This window comes from Ralstonia flatus (assembly GCF_958439105.1).
Classification (GTDB): domain Bacteria; phylum Pseudomonadota; class Gammaproteobacteria; order Burkholderiales; family Burkholderiaceae; genus Ralstonia; species Ralstonia flatus.
In genome coordinates, this window is the sequence record NZ_CAUDLI010000009.1 from 188,461 (window position 1) to 203,411 (window position 14,951).

The following is a 14,951-nucleotide window of genomic DNA, read 5'->3' on the forward strand; positions in this document are numbered from 1 at the left end:
TCAATGTTCTCGTGCGGATGTTCGGATTCACGGCTGGGCTTGTAGGTGCCGCCTTCGGGGGTACGGCTACTGCGAGTCCTTCAACGGCAAGCTGCGCGATGAGCTACTCAACGGCGAGCTGTTCTACAGCCTAAAGGAAGCGCAGGTCGTCATTGAACAATGGCGCGGGCACTACAACATGCGGCGCTCGCATTCGTCGCTGGGATACCGTGCCGCCGGCACCTGCTGCGTCCCGCCCAACACCGCTGGCGGCACAACAACCGAGCACCATCCAATAAACTTCAACCTCTCGCACAAACTGGACCGGAATATCGGTCACGCCAACCGGCCGCGCTTCGTCACCGGTGACATGATCGCCATCCGCAATGCCTCCGTCGGAGGAGTCGGGGTTGCACATTTGTCGGTCATGATGGTGACCAAGCAATTGGCCGACGGCTCGCTCGCTAGGCTACTGCCGCAATGGGCTCCAAGGCCGGAAATCTTGCATGCCGTATTTCCATCCAGGAGGGGCTGCTGCCGTCGCTCAGGCTGCTTGTGGATTATCTGGCGGCGGCATTTGAGCAGGTGGTCGAGGAGTAGTCGCCAAGACAGTGGTCTGGTCATGCGGGTGCTCGGGGAAAGTCGACAGCGGCTCGTCGTCTGTCCTGCGTTCCTGAAGGACCGCGCATTGCCGAGGCATCCGTCAAATCTGGCCGACACGGCTAGTCTCGGCTGAGGGCCGCCTCGCGACCACGTCTGGCAGTTACTCGGGCCGGAAGATATGGAGGCGCAGGTGCGGCATCAACCCCGATATGTCAGCGATGACATGATCGCGCTGCGTCGGGCCGCGCAGCATGGTGTCGGGATCGTCCAATTGCCGTACATGGTGGTCGAGGATGATCTAAGTAACGGGACGCTCGTGGATATCTTACCCAGCTGGGCGCCGAAGGGCGGCATCGTTCACGTGGCATTCCCATTCCGCAGAGGACTGCTGCCGAAGGTGCGGTTGTTGATTGACTACCTAGCTGCGCGGATCCGGAGCCAGTTCCCGCCGGACAGTCCAGCCCTCGCGGCGAGTTGACGGCGGTTAGTCCACTGGTGGTGGCTGCGCTGGTCGGGAATCGATCAGGCACGGAAAAGCGCCTCGACGGGCGACGCAACTACGCCGGCGATCTTCGCTTTTGGAAGATGCCACTTTCGTTAGAGTGAGGCTGCTTCACGTCTTTCGCTCGGAATAAGTGTCAACCTTATTCAGGACGTGTCAAGAAACAAAAAAGCCTCGCAATGCGAGGCTTCATGCTGTACCTGCTACTACGGCGCGCCGTGTTCTATGGCACAACCCCGATTCTATGGCACAACCCCGGTCTTACGCGGCGCGCAAAGCCTTATAGGAAGCTGGCGGAGAGAGGGGGATTCGAACCCCCGATAGGCTATTAACCTATACACGCTTTCCAGGCGTGCGACTTAAACCACTCATCCATCTCTCCGGAAGCCCGCGATTGTAGCACACCGGGCGAGCTAGCCAACCCCTGTTGCCCTGGTCTGGACGAGGTTGTCGGTTCTCCGGCGCAGCAAGCAACCGAGGGTGACCACTATTGCCGCTCCCAGCCGTTTGAACGTACGCTTTGCCAGCATAAAAAATCACAAGGACTAGGAGACCACGGCCCCATGGATTTGGACGTCAACCACAAGCCGGTCAGCGTTGACTGCGACCCGGCCACGCCCCTGCTGTGGGTGCTGCGTGATCACCTGAACCTGACGGGTACGAAGTTCGGCTGCGGCGTGGCGGCGTGCGGCGCATGCACCGTACACGTTGACGGTTCAGCCGTCCGGTCCTGCGTGCTGCCGGTGGCCGCGGTGGCCGGCAAGCACATCACCACCATCGAAGGCCTGGCCGGCGGCGAAGGCAAACGTCACGCGCTGCAACAAGCCTGGGTGGATGAGCAGGTGCCCCAGTGCGGCTACTGCCAGTCCGGCATGCTGATGGCCGCGGCCGACTTACTGGCCCAACATCCCGATCCGACTGATGCCGACATCGACGCGGCCATGACCAACATTTGCCGCTGCGGAACCTATCCGCGCATGCGCGCCGCCATCAAGCGCGCTGCGAAGGCGCTGCGGGAGGGCCGCGCATGAACGCGAAGGCAACGAAACCGCGCAGCGGACGCCGCCGTTTCCTGCTGGGTGCGCTGGGCATTGGCGGCGCACTCGTCGTCGGTTGGGGCGTGATGCCGCCGCGCAGCCGCGTGGGCGACGCGAACATCTTCCCCGAGCACAACGGCGAGATTGCGCTGAACGGCTGGATCAAGATCACGCCCGAAGGCAACGTCGTGCTTGCCATGCCGCGTGTGGAGATGGGCCAGGGCATCCACACCGCGCTGTCGATGCTGGCGGCCGAAGAGCTGGACATTCCGCTCTCGCGCGTGAGTATCGAAAGTGCGCCGGTGGAGCGCATCTACGGCAACGTCGTCGCCATGGGCGACAGTTCGCTGCCGCTGCATCCCGATAGCGCTGACAAGACGTGGGCCCGCGCACTGCACTGGATCATGGCGAAGAGCGCGCGCGAGATCGGCCTCATCATCACCGGCGGCAGCAGCAGCACCGCCGACGGCTGGCAGCCCGTGCGCGAAGCCGCCGCCACGGCGCGCGCAGCGCTGGTGGAAGCGGCAGCGCGCGCATGGAATGTGCCGGCTGCCGACGTCAGCATCCGCGAAGGCCAGTTGATCGGCCCCGGCGGCAAGCAGTCCACGTTTGGCGAGATGGCCAAGTCCGCGCGTGGTATTTCTGCGCCGTCCAGCGTGACGCTCAAGCCGGCCTCGCAATTCCAGTTGATCGGCAAGCCGGCGCCGCGCAACGACCTCGCCGCGAAGACGGATGGCAGCGCGCGCTTCTCCATCGACACGCGCCTGCCGGGCATGCTGTATGCCGCGGTCGTCATGTGTCCGGTGTTTGGCGGCAAGCTCAAGACGTTCCAGTCGAAAGCGGCGCTTGGCATGCCGGGCGTGCGTTACGTGGTGCCGTTCGATGGCACGGGCGGTGGTGCGCCGGGCGTGGCCGTGGTGGCAGACCATTACTGGCAGGCCCGGCAGGCGCTGGCAACGCTCGAACCCGTGTGGGACAACGGCCCGCATGCCAAGCTCGATTCCGCAGGCATCCGGCAGCAGCTTGTCAGCGCGCTCGACAGCGACAAGGGCGGCTTCACGTATCGGTCGATGGGTGATGGCCTGAAAGCCTTCGACAAGGCCGATGGCGCCACCATCGTCGAGGCCGAATACAGCGCGCCCTATCTCGCGCACGCGACGATGGAGCCGATCAACTGCACCGCGCAGGTCACGGCAGACGGCGTGCATCTCTGGGCACCGACGCAGGTCGCCACGCTGGCGCAGGTGGTAGCAGCGCGCGCGGCTGGAGTGAGCGGCGACAAGGTCCACATCGACATCCCGCTCATCGGCGGCGGTTTCGGGCGACGGCTGGAATCGGACTTCATCGGCCAGGCCGTGACCATCGCCACCAAGACCGAAGGCAAGCCGGTGCAGGTGATCTGGTCGCGCGAAGAAGACGTCCGCCACGACTTCTATCGCCCGCACGCCATCGCCCGGCTCAAGGCGCGCGTCGAAAACGGCAAGGTCACCGCGATTGCCTCGCGCAGCGCCGGACAATCGATTCTTGCGGGCGAGCTGGATCGACTGTTCGGTGCGCCATCAGCGGGCATCGATCGCTACACCGCCGAAGGCCTGTTCGACCTGCCGTACGAAATCGAGCACGAGCACATCGCGCATCTGGCGGTCGATCTGCCGGTTCCCGTGGGCTTCTGGCGCAGCGTGGGGCACTCGTACAACGGGTTCTTCATGGAGGGCTTTCTCAACGAGGTGGCGACCCGGGCCAAGCTTGATCCGCTGGCGATGCGGCGCGAGTTGCTGAAGGACCATCCGCGCGAGTTGAAGGTGTTGGACACGGCGGCGCAGGCTGCCGGTTGGGGGCAGCCGCTGGCACCCGCCGCTGACGGCGCACCGCGTGCGCGCGGCATTGCGTTGCATCCGAGTTTCGGCTCCGTGGTCGCGCAAGTGGTGGAGGTGTCGATGAAGGACGGCAAGCCGCGCGTGCATCGCGTTGTGTGCGCGGTCGATTGCGGCACGGTGGTCAACCCGGGCATCGTTGCGCAGCAGATGGAAAGCGCGGTCATCTTCGGCCTGACGGCGGCACTGTACGGCCGCATCGACATCAAGGACGGCCAGGTCGTGCAGTCGAACTTTCCCGACTACCCGGCGCTCAAGATGGCGGAGACACCCATCATCGAAACACACATCGTGCCGAGCACCGCGGAGCCCAGCGGCATGGGCGAGGTGGGGGTGCCGCCGATCGCGCCCGCCGTGGCGCATGCCGTGGCGCAGTTGACGGGCAAGCCGGTGCGGCAGTTGCCAATGGTGTGACGCCGCTGCGTTGAAACAGAAAAGCCGCAGGCGCACACCTGCGGCTTTTTTCTTGGGAGCGATGCCGCCCGTCTCAGGCCGCGTCCGGAAACACGGGTTCGCCCAGATTCAGCATCAGCCGATTCGCCCACGCAAAGATGGCCACGGCGTGGATCAGGTCGAGAATCTCTGCGTCGGTCAGGCCAGCGGCCTTGAGGGGCTGCAAGTCTTCGCCGCGTACATCGCCCGGGCGCATCGTCAGGTCGATCGAGAACAGCACGATGGCTCGCTCGCGCGCGTTCGTGCCGGCGATGTGCGGGTCTTCAAAGACCTGCTTGATCACGTCGTTGCGCTTGGCCAACTGCTCGAAGCGCTGTGCGTGGACGGATGCGCAATACACGCAGCCGTTGACGCGCGACACCACCGCGCTGGCGAGTTCGCGCTCGGCACGCGACAGGCCGCCCGGCGCATACATGATCGCGTTGAACGCCGCCGACCGCTGACGCAGGATCTCGGGCTGGTGAACGAGAAACCGGTAGTAGTCCGACGTTTTCGCCTTCGGATGGCTTTCTTCCAGCACGGCGATCTGCTCGGGCGTGGCGCGGTCGAGGTCGACCACATCCAGCCATGCTTGCCATTCAAGCGATTCGTTGGTGAAGCCGTGGGCGCGGATGATCTCGGTCATGCTGCGGTCTCCGTGGAGGCGGTGGCGCTGCCGCTGCCGGCGGCTTCGCGAAGCGCGCGCAAGCCGGCAACGAGTCGCGTCTGATACGACAGGAAAGCGATGAGCTGCGCGAGCGTCACGACGTCGGCCGTGGCGAGGCCCGCTGCGGGCAAGCGCAACAGCGCATCGCGGTCGCCCTCGATGGGGCGTTCGACGAGCGTGCGCGTGAAGGCGAGGATGGCGCGCAGGCGGGTGTCGGTCAGCGTGTCGATATCGCCGTGGTCGACGGCTTGCAACGCATCTGCGTCGACCGGCGTATTCGCGAGGCGTGCGCGGTAGTGTTCGGCCAGTTCAGCCGCCGGTGTCAGGCGGCAGGCGTACAGCGCGACGAGCAGGCGTTCGCCCAACGTCAGCCCGGGCAGGCCTGCGTCGAACAATGCGTCGTAGCTGCCCTGCGTGGCCGTGGCGACCTTTTCGCGGGCATGGCGCAGCGCGTGCGTGGCGCTGCCGTCTTCCAGGCCGGCAACCTGGTCGACCACATCTTGTGCGGGCGAGAAATCCATCGATGAAAGACTCCGGGAATCGGGTACGGACGCGCCGCGCGCGGCCACCGCGCTGGCGAGGAAGCGAAGCACTGCTGCCCACGATTGGGCGTCGGCGCGGGCGTTGGCACGCGGCTCGCCGCCGCCGGTGCTGATGCGGCCCGACACCGGGTGCGCATAGACGAGCTGCGTGGTCGGCACGTATGGGAAGACGATGGCGTGCCCCGCGCCTTCGTAATCGAAATGTTGGACGGGGTAGGGGTGGCGTACCTCGGCCAGTTTGGTGGTCACCATGCGCGAGTAGTCGCTCGAGGGCCACGAGCCGTCATCGGTGGCGGAGAGCAGCAGCACCGGACCGCGCGCGCGCTCAATGCGGATGCGCGCGCGTGCGACGGCATCGGCATCCTGCAGCGCGGTGCGGATGGCGCGCTCGTGGCGATGCGGCGCGGGGCCTTCGTCGAATGGTGCCCAGGTCGCGGTGCGGTTGCCTTCCCACAGATGCGGCAGCGGCTGACCGCGATACAGCCACGTCGGGCCTTCGCGGCCGACTGCAGGGTCTGCGGCGTTCTGTCCGCTGTGCACGACGGCGCCCGGCACGTAGCCAATGACCGCAGACACGGCTTCCGGGAACGTCGCACCCAGCAGCAATGCCAGTTCACCCCCGCGCGACTGGCCGCTCACGGCAACGAAGTCGTGCAGCGGCTCCACGCGTTTGCGCAGCCAGGCAAGCGCACGCTCGAAATATTCCAGCGGCGTATTCGAGATGTAGTCCGACAGCCCCGGCGCCTTGAAGTAGGCCAGCGCAAACGCCGCATAGCCGTGCGAAGCAAACAGCGCCGCGCGCGGCTCGTTGATGCCGCCGCCCGAGCCGTTGAGGATGAGCACCGCAGGGCGCGGCCCCGGGTGCGCATACGGATCGGGCAGGTACAGCGTACCGACCAGACCATCGTCGCGCACATCGTGGCGCGTCACGCCCGGCGCGGCCAGCCGTTGCACGAAGCGCGCGTGGACCGACTCGCCGTTGGCCGTGGCCGTCAGCGTGGTCGTCAACGGCTCCGCGACTGGCTGTGGAAACACCTCGCGTGCCTTGCCGTCTTCCGGGCGCTGGCTCCAGACGATGCCCATCGCGCTGACGCCGGCGTAGTCACCGGAGACGGGCGCGTCGCGCGTCAGGTCCACGGTGCCGTGCGCATCGGCAACGAATGCGGCGCGGCTGTGCCACAGCACGCCATTGCCACGACGCGTTTGCGCGACGATGCCGACCTGGGCGCCGGGCGCAAGCCCCGTCACGACGATGCCGCGCGATACGTCGATCAGGTCATCCGCCGGCGTCACGCTGAGCGCGAACGTTCCCATGGCGCTTACTTGCCGTCCTTGGTGACCATTTGCGCCGCCGTGCGATCGCTCGTCATCGGCGTCACCTTCAGGCCTTTCTTGGCGGCCCACACGTTTTGGTAGTGGTACAGCGGCATCACGCCAACATCATCCGAGACCAGCTTGACCGAATGGCGAAGAATGGCCGCGCGCTTTTCCACGTTGAATTCCTCGGTGGAGGCGTTCAACGCGTTGTCGACAGCCGCGTTGCTGTAGTGGCCCCAGTTGGATGCGCCGAGCCCCTTCTTGGTATCGACGGTGGCCAGCACGTTGACGAGCGCGTAGCTTGCTTCGCCCGTGCCGTTGCCCCAGGCCAGCATGCTCATCGCATATTCATTCTTGTTGGCGCGGCCCGAGTAGACCGACCAGGGCACCACTTCCACGCGCGCCTTCACGCCGATGCGCGTCCAGAACTGCGCCACCGCCTGCGCGGTTTCGGGGCCTTGCGGATAGCGGTCATTCGGCACGTGCATCACGAGGTTGAAGCCCTGCGGAAAGCCTGCGTCGGCCAGCAGCTTCTTGGCCTGTGCCGGGTCGTAGGCGATGTCCTTCACGTCGGGGTTGTAGCCGTACGTGTCCGACGGCATCCACTGGTTGGCGACGGTGGCGGCGCCTTGCAGGATGCGGTCGACGATCGCCTTGCGGTCGATGGCGAGCGACAGCGCGCGGCGCACGCGCACATCCAGCAGCGGATTGTTCGGCAGCGGCTTGCCGTCGTTGCCGGTGATGTAATCGTTCGGCCCCTTGCGGAAGCTCGGTTGCAGCAGCATCACGCGCAGGCCCGGATAGGCGAACACCTTCACGTTGGGCGACTGGCGCAGGCGCGCCAGGTCAGACACCGATACCTTGTCGATGACGTCCACCTCGCCTGAGAGCAGGTTGGCCGTACGCGCGGCAGCATTGTTGATGTAGCGGTAATTGACCTTCTCCCAGAGCTGCTTGCCGCCCCAGTAGTTGTCGTTGCGCGCCATCACCACGCGGTCGCCCGGCACATACGAGACGAACTTGTAGGGGCCCGTGCCCACCACGGCGCGGCCGGCGTTGTAGTCCTCAGTGCTCGACTTCTCGCCCACATGCTTGCTGACGATGTGCACGGATGCGAGGTTCAGCGGCAAGTCCGGGTTCGGGATGTTCGTCTTGATGATCAGCGTCAGCGGGTCTTTGGCCGTGACGGACTCCACCGTGCGCAGATAGCCCGCGAACGTTGCCACGCTGCCCGGCACGCTGCGCGCGCGCTGGTACGAGAAGATGACGTCATCGGCCGTGAACGGCTGGCCGTCGTGCCATTTCACGTTCGGGCGCAGCTTGAATTCCCACGTCTTCGCATCCAGCGTCTTCCACGACAGCGCCAGGCCGGGCTGCAGCTTGTTCCACTTGTTTTCGACGAGCAGATCCCAGAAATGCACGTCGACGGAGCGGTCGCCGGCGTGGTTGTTCAACTGCGGGTCGAGCGACGACAGCGGATCGGCAAAGGCGATGTTCAGCGTCTGCGCGCTGACAGCGCCGGCAGCGGCAAACAGCGCTACAGCAAGCGACGAGGCTAGGAGGCGTTTCACGTGGGTTCCCTTTTCCTGTTTTTGGAATCGTTGGCTTATTGAATATCGTTCAGGTCGCGTCGTTCAGATGGCACGCGCTGACGTGGTTGACCGCAATGCCGCGCAGCGTCGGCGTCTCGGTCTTGCAGCGGGGCATGGCGTGCGGGCAGCGCGGGTGGAAATGGCAGCCGGTCGGCGGGTGCAGCGGGCTGGGCATCTCGCCTTGAATGGCGGTAAACGTCTTGTGCCGGGCCGACAGGCGCGGAATTTCCGCCAGCAAGGTCTGCGTGTAAGGATGGTTCGGGCGGCGGAAGACTTCCTCCGCCGGGGCCGATTCCACCACCCGGCCGAGGTACATGATCACCACCCGGTCGGACAGGTGTTCCACCACGCCCAGGTCGTGGCTGATGAACAGGTAGGTCAGGTTGAGCTGCTCGCGCAGGTCCATGAACAGATTCAGGATCTGCGCCTGGATCGACACGTCGAGTGCGGCCACCGCCTCGTCGCAGACGAGCATCGACGGCTGCACGGCCAGCGCACGCGCAATGCCGATGCGCTGCCGCTGGCCGCCGCTGAACTGATGCGGGTAGCGGTCGCGCAAGGCGGGGTCCAGGCCCGCGCGCTGCATCTGCGCAGCCACATAATCGGCAAAGTTGGCGCGGTCGGTCAGGCCGTGCACGCGCGCTGCCTCGCCGACGATCTCTTCCACGCGCAGGCGCGGGTTGAGGCTCGCATACGGGTCCTGGAAGATCATCTGGATCTTCAGGCGGGCCGCGCGGGCTTCCTCGGCGGAGAGTGTGTCGACAGCCTTGCCGTCCACGCGCACCTCGCCGGCCGAGGGCGGCATTAGGCCGGCAGCAATCCGGCCGAGCGTGGATTTGCCGCAGCCCGATTCGCCGACGAGGCCGACGACTTCACCGGGCTGGATCGCGAGGTCGACGCCATCGACAGCACGAACGATCGCAGGCGGATGCGCCAGGCCGGCGCGCTGCAGAATGCGATCGGCCACGCCGACCTTGCGATCGCCAAAGCGTTTGCTGACCTGCTTGAGTTCGACGAGCGGCGTGCTCATGCGACCTCCTGCGAGGATGCGTGCTGCGCGCCCGGATGGAAGCAACGCACGAGGCGGTCGGGTATTGGCTGCGTGATGTCGGGGCGTACGCCGCAGACCTCGGTGGCACGCGGGCAGCGTGCCGCAAACGCGCAGCCCGCGGGCAGCGACAGCAGGTTCGGTGTCATGCCGGGAATCTGGCGCAGGCGCTGGCCGCGACGGTTCTCGCTGGGCAGGCTGTCGATCAAGCCCATGGTGTAGGGGTGCAGCGGGGCGTCGAGCACCGCATCAACCGGGCCGTGTTCGACGATGCGGCCGGCGTACATCACGGCCACCTCGTCGGCCAGCCCGGCCACGACAGACAGGTCATGCGTGATCCAGATCAGCGCCGTGCCGTGCATGCGCGCGAGCTTCTGCACTTCCGACAGAATCTGCGCCTGGATGGTCACGTCCAGCGCCGTGGTCGGTTCGTCGGCAATGATCAGGTCGGGCCGGTGCAGCATCGCAATGGCAATCGCCACGCGCTGGCGCATGCCGCCCGAAAGCTGATGCGGATAGGCACGCAGCCGTTCTTCGGGGCTCGGAATGCCCATCAGACCGAGCGTGTCCCGCGCATGGTCCCACGCCTGTTTGTGGCTCATGCTGCTGTGCGCACGCACGGCCTCGATCATCTGGGCATCGATGCGCAGCACAGGGTTGAGCGTCATCATCGGGTCCTGGAAGACCATGGCGATGCGGTTGCCCTGGAGCTTGCGCAATTCACGCGGGGGCAGCTTGGTGAGGTCGCGGCCCTGGTAGAGGATCTCCCCGCCGACGACGCGGCCGGGCGGGTCCACCAGACCCATGATGGAAAAGCCGGTGACGGACTTGCCTGAGCCGGATTCGCCCACCAGCCCGAGGATGCGCCCGCGCGCGAGCGAGAACGACACGTCGTCCACGGCCGGCAGCACGCCTTCGCGCGTGAAGAAATGCGTGCGGAGGTTGCGGACTTCGAGGGTGGTCGCGTTGGTGGACGCCGTCATCGTTGCGTCCTCGGGTTCAGCACTTCGCGCAGGCGGTCCCCCACCAGGTTGATGGCCACCAGCGCCAGCAACAGCGCGATGCCCGGATAGAAACTGATCCAGTACTGGCCAGACAGCATGTATTGGTATCCGTTGGAAATCAGCAGGCCCAGAGACGGCTCGGTAATCGGCACGCCCAGGCCCAGGAACGACAGCGTTGCCTCCAGCGTGATCGCGCGCGCCACCTGCAGCGTGCCCACGACGATCAGCGGCGGCAGGCAGTTCGGCAGGATGTGCCTGAGTGCAATGCGCCAGCCGGGCAGGGCGAGTGAGCGGGCGGCTTCCACGTATTCGCGGCGACGCTCGACCAAGGCTTGTCCGCGCGCCGTCCGCGCGTAATACGCCCACTCCAGCAGCACGAGGGTCAGCACGACATTCGTGATGCTCTTGCCGAGATAGGCGAGGATCATCATCGCCACCAGCACCGACGGGAACGACAGCAGCAGGTCGACCGTGCGCATGATGATGCTGTCGACGCGGCCGCCGGCATACGCGGCAATCAGGCCGAGCAGCGTGCCGATCACCGCCGCCACGGCTGCCGAACCGATCCCCACGCCCAGGCTGATGCGCAGGCCATAGAGGATGCCGGAATACAGATCACGCCCCTGGCCGTCCGTCCCGAGCCAGTACGTGAACGTCCCCAAGCCATTCGGCGAACCTGGCGGCAGGCGCGAGTCCAGCACGTCGAGCTGCATCAGGTCGTATGGGTTCTGCGGCGTGATCCACGGTGCGGCCAGCGCGGCGAGCATCAGGATCACGACCACCACGAGCCCAAAGACGGCGGTCTTGGATGCCAGAAAATCGGACACCACTCGGCGCCACGGCGATTGCTTGCGCGGGGCGGCAACCGCCGCTGCGGTGGTGGGTTGCGGAGTTGTATTCATCATGCAGCCTCCGCGCTGTCCGCCGCACGCACGCGCGGGTCCAGCAGCCGATACAGGATGTCGACGATCAGGTTGAGCGACACGAACAGGCACACCACGACGATGAGGTAGGAAACGATGACCGGCCGGTCCAGCGAGTTGATGCTATCGAGGATCAGCTTGCCCGCCCCGGGCCACGCGAAGATGCTTTCCGTCACCACAGCAAAGGCGATGGTCGAGCCCAGCTCCAGGCCCAGCACCGTCACCAACGGGATCAGCGTGTTGCGCAGCACGTGCGCGAGCACCACGCGCAGCGGCGACAGGCCCTTTGCACGCGCGAACTTCACGAAGTCCTGCGGCAGCACCTCGCGTACGCCCGCAGACGTCAGCCGCAGCACCAGCGAGAGCTTGAACAGCGACAGGTTGACCGCCGGCAGCACGAGGTGCCGCAGGCCATCGACGGTCAGCCACGACCATTCGATGCCGAACAGGCGCGCCGTTTCGCCGCGTCCGCTTGCGGGCAGCCAGCCGAGGCTCACGCTGAACGCCATGATGAGCATCAGGCCCACCCAGAACGTCGGCAATGAGAATCCCACCACGCTGCCCGTCATGAGCAGGCGCGACACCGGATGGCGCGGGTACAGCCCAGCGAACAGCCCCAGCGGCACGCCGACCACCACCGCGATGATCAGCGCAGAAAACGCCAGCTCGAGCGTGGCCGGCAGGCGTTGCAGGATCAGCTGGATGGCCGGTTCGTTGTAGACGAAGCTCTTGCCGAGATTGCCGTGCAGCGCGCCGTTCAGAAAGGCGAGGTACTGCTCCCACAGCGGCTTGTCCAGACCCAGCTCGGCAATGATGCGGGCGCGGTCGATCTGGTCCACGTCCTGGCCGATCAGGATGTCGACCGGGTTGCCGATGGCGTGCAGGCCGATGAAGACGATCACCGTCATCACCAGCACGACCAGCAGCGCCTGGCCGATGCGTCGGATTAACCAACCTGTCATCGCGCAGCCTCCTGGCCGGAAGTGGCATTCGCTTCCACGCCGGGCGGCGGGGCGGGCGTCCATTCATCGCCAAAGATCTCGGGCTCGGCATAGGCCTGGATGGCGGCGTAGTGCGCGTCGATGTCTTCCTGGTACAGCAAGCCGGCAATGCCCTGCGCCAGCCGCTTCGCACCTTCGCTGATGGCCGGGATGTCGCCCGAGACGCTGCCGTGCGTGACCGACGCCGGATAGCAGAAGCAATGCACGCGCGACAGGCCGGGCAGCGTGCCGGGCGTTTTCTCGCGAAATTCGAACGCGTGGCCGAGGTCGGGCGAATCGGCCAGTTCTGCATCTTCCTCGCCGGGGCGCGGTGTGTAGCGGTCGCGCCATTGGCGAATGTGCGGTGCCAGTGCGCTGAACTCCGGGCGCGAGGCCCAGTCCGTGCGAAAGCCCGTGGAGAAGATCAGGAAGTCCAACTGGAATACGCCCTTGGTCGTGGCCACGTGGAGCACGCCGTCGTGCTCGTCCACGCCCAGGATGCCGCAACCCAGGTTGAAGCGCGCATTCGGATGCCGCGACACACGCAGCGTGCTGCCGCGCGGCGGGGGCACCTGCTCGACATTGATGTAATGGCGGATGCGCCATTTCCACGCGTCGGGCAGGTGGAGGTGACCATGCACGAGGCCCGGGCTGCCGGCCCCTTTGCCCTTGTTCACGCGCGGCAGGTCGGGGCGGCGGATCAGCATGTCGACGCTGGCAGCACCGGCTTCCAGCGCCGTCGCGGCCGAATCCATCGCGGATGCGCCTGCGCCGATCACGCCCACGCGCTTGCCGGCCAGCGTGCCGTAGTCCATCTCGTCAGACGAATGCGCCCACCAGCGGCGCGGCAGCCGATGCGCGAAGTCGGGCACGGATGGGCCGCCAAGCCCATCACGGCCGGTGGCCAGCACCACGCGGCGCGCAAACACGCGCTGCGTCGGTTGGCCCGGCGCGTCGATCAGCAATTCAACGGCGCCATCCACGCGCGGGTGGATCGCCTTCACGTGGTGTTCGTTGCGCACGTCGAGCTGCAGCACGCCGCGGTACCAGCGCAGATAGTCCATCCATTGCAGGCGCGGGATCTTGTCGAGCACCTCCCACGCATCGGTGCCGAACTGCGCTTCAAACCATGCGCGGAACGTCAACGCGGGCAGGCCGAGCGCAGGGCCGGTCAGTTGCTTGGGCGAGCGCAGCGTTTCCATGCGCGCCGTCGTTGCCCACGGGCCTTCGAAGCCGGCGGGCGAGCGGTCGAATATCACCGCGCCGATGCCAAGATGCTTGAGCGATGCCGCCGCCGCCAGGCCCGCCATGCCGCCCCCGATGACGGCCACGTCCAGCACGGGTTGCCCGTCTAACGTGTGGGGCAGCGTCCAGTTTTTTGCGGGGAGTTCGAGCCAGGAGAGGTCCTGGTGCAAACGGGCTTCCAGCGCTGCAAGCCCGGTGACTTGCAGCGCGTTGTCTTGTTGTGCAGCGGTCATGCGGACGCGCCTTCGGTTTCGTTGATGGGTTCGCCATACAGCACCTGCAGCATGCTGGCATGGCGTGCCGGGTCGTGCAGCTTGCAGTCCGGGAGCAGGCGCTGCGCTGCCAGTGCGAGCGCGTCGGTCAGGGAAGTCACCGCCGCCGATGACCGCTTGGCCTCGGGGGTGATCACGCCAAAGAAGAAGGGGATATCGGCGTCGATCGGGCGCACGGTGACGCCGTCGATCGGCACGCCGTAGGCCGTCACGGGCTCCAGCAACGCGACGCCCAGGCCCGCGCGCACGGCGGTCAGCGCATTGAGCGAAGCGTTGGTCTCGATGAGGGAGGTGGGCTCTACGCCGGCCTTCGCCAGTGCCTGGTCCAGACGGCGGCGCAAGCGATACGGGTTGTGCATCGTGATGATGCGCTGCCCGGCGCAATCGGCCAACGCCACGCGCTGGCCTGCAGCGAGCGGGTCGTCTGCCTGCACAGCGGCCACGCACGCCGCTTCGCCGATCCAATGCACCGTCACGCCGCGATGCTCGAGCGGCAGGCTGCTGAGGCCCAGGTCGGCCGCGCCGGTCAGCACGGCGTGCACCACCTGCTCGGGCGAGGCACTGCGGATCTGGACGTGTTGCGCGAGTTCGGGCTCGTCGGCCAAGGCGGCGGGCAACAAACCGGCCGCCAATGCCGACGTGGCCGCGAGGCGCAGCGGGCGTGCCTCGCCGCGCGCAATTTCTTCGGCACGCGTGCGGATCTGACGTAAGCTGATCAGCGTATGCTCAACGTCTTCGTACAGCAGGAAACCCTGCTCCGTGGGCGAGACGCGCGGCCCCGCGCGCGTGAACAGGGCGTAGCCGATTTCGGCTTCCAGATCCTGGATGAGCCGGCTGATGGCAGGCTGGGAGCGTCCCAGCAGCTTGCCTGCCGCAGTGACGCTGCCGGTCGACATGACCGCGGCAAACGCTTCGAGTTGTCGGAGTTCCATCC

At 66.2% G+C, this 14,951-nt stretch carries 11 protein-coding genes, 1 tRNA gene and 2 pseudogenes; 4 read left to right on the plus strand and 10 right to left on the minus strand.

Features of this window, described 5'->3' with window-relative positions; genetic code table 11:
- Positions 1 to 64 precede the first annotated feature (64 nt).
- Positions 65 to 278, plus strand: a pseudogene (locus tag R2676_RS19920) (integrase core domain-containing protein); the annotation flags it as partial.
- A 473-nt stretch (positions 279 to 751) separates the two neighbouring features.
- Positions 752 to 1,060, plus strand: a pseudogene (locus R2676_RS19930) (LysR substrate-binding domain-containing protein); the annotation flags it as partial.
- 315 nt (positions 1,061 to 1,375) lie between these two features.
- On the opposite strand, the gene R2676_RS19935 reads toward R2676_RS19930, so the two are convergent.
- A tRNA-Ser gene (locus tag R2676_RS19935) sits at positions 1,376 to 1,466 on the minus strand.
- A gap of 181 nt (positions 1,467 to 1,647) precedes the next feature.
- Here R2676_RS19935 and R2676_RS19940 point away from each other — a divergent pair.
- Both R2676_RS19940 and R2676_RS19945 read left to right on the plus strand, forming a co-directional pair.
- Positions 1,648 to 2,115: a (2Fe-2S)-binding protein gene (locus R2676_RS19940; RefSeq protein ID WP_206275230.1), complete on the plus strand. Its 468-nt coding sequence runs from the start codon at positions 1,648 to 1,650 to the stop codon at positions 2,113 to 2,115.
- Positions 2,112 to 4,409, plus strand: a complete 2,298-nt coding sequence (locus tag R2676_RS19945; RefSeq protein ID WP_206275231.1) for a xanthine dehydrogenase family protein molybdopterin-binding subunit — start codon at positions 2,112 to 2,114, stop codon at positions 4,407 to 4,409. The genes R2676_RS19940 and R2676_RS19945 overlap by 4 nt, the downstream gene beginning before the upstream one ends.
- Before the next feature lie 73 nt (positions 4,410 to 4,482).
- On the opposite strand, the gene R2676_RS19950 is transcribed toward R2676_RS19945, so the two are convergent.
- From R2676_RS19950 to R2676_RS19990, 9 genes are read right to left on the minus strand one after another with little or no spacing between them, the layout of a single operon-like run.
- Positions 4,483 to 5,073, minus strand: coding sequence for a peroxidase-related enzyme (locus tag R2676_RS19950; RefSeq protein ID WP_027681125.1), 591 nt, complete (start codon positions 5,071 to 5,073; stop codon positions 4,483 to 4,485).
- Positions 5,070 to 6,950, minus strand: a complete 1,881-nt coding sequence (locus R2676_RS19955) for an acyl-CoA thioester hydrolase/BAAT C-terminal domain-containing protein (protein WP_206275232.1) — start codon at positions 6,948 to 6,950, stop codon at positions 5,070 to 5,072. Before R2676_RS19955 ends, R2676_RS19950 begins: the two co-directional genes overlap by 4 nt.
- 5 nt (positions 6,951 to 6,955) lie before the next feature.
- A complete protein-coding gene (locus R2676_RS19960) occupies positions 6,956 to 8,524 on the minus strand; it encodes an ABC transporter substrate-binding protein (protein ID WP_206275233.1) in 1,569 nt (522 codons plus the stop codon).
- A gap of 49 nt (positions 8,525 to 8,573) precedes the next feature.
- Positions 8,574 to 9,575 (minus strand): ABC transporter ATP-binding protein, encoded by a 1,002-nt coding sequence (locus R2676_RS19965; RefSeq protein WP_206275234.1) that lies wholly within the window; start codon positions 9,573 to 9,575, stop codon positions 8,574 to 8,576.
- Positions 9,572 to 10,576 (minus strand): ABC transporter ATP-binding protein, encoded by a 1,005-nt coding sequence (locus R2676_RS19970; protein ID WP_027681129.1) that lies wholly within the window; start codon positions 10,574 to 10,576, stop codon positions 9,572 to 9,574. Before R2676_RS19970 ends, R2676_RS19965 begins: the two co-directional genes overlap by 4 nt.
- On the minus strand, positions 10,573 to 11,502 hold the full coding sequence (locus R2676_RS19975; protein ID WP_206275235.1) for an ABC transporter permease: 930 nt from the start codon (positions 11,500 to 11,502) through the stop codon (positions 10,573 to 10,575). Before R2676_RS19975 ends, R2676_RS19970 begins: the two co-directional genes overlap by 4 nt.
- Positions 11,499 to 12,482, minus strand: a complete 984-nt coding sequence (locus R2676_RS19980; protein WP_027681131.1) for an ABC transporter permease — start codon at positions 12,480 to 12,482, stop codon at positions 11,499 to 11,501. Before R2676_RS19980 ends, R2676_RS19975 begins: the two co-directional genes overlap by 4 nt.
- Entirely contained in the window at positions 12,479 to 13,978 is a 1,500-nt protein-coding gene (locus tag R2676_RS19985; RefSeq protein ID WP_206275236.1) for an NAD(P)-binding domain-containing protein, read from the minus strand. The genes R2676_RS19980 and R2676_RS19985 overlap by 4 nt, the downstream gene beginning before the upstream one ends.
- Positions 13,975 to 14,949 carry a LysR substrate-binding domain-containing protein gene (locus tag R2676_RS19990; RefSeq protein WP_206275237.1) on the minus strand — a complete coding sequence of 325 codons (975 nt, stop codon included), beginning with the start codon at positions 14,947 to 14,949 and terminating at the stop codon, positions 13,975 to 13,977. Before R2676_RS19990 ends, R2676_RS19985 begins: the two co-directional genes overlap by 4 nt.
- Positions 14,950 to 14,951 lie beyond the last annotated feature (2 nt).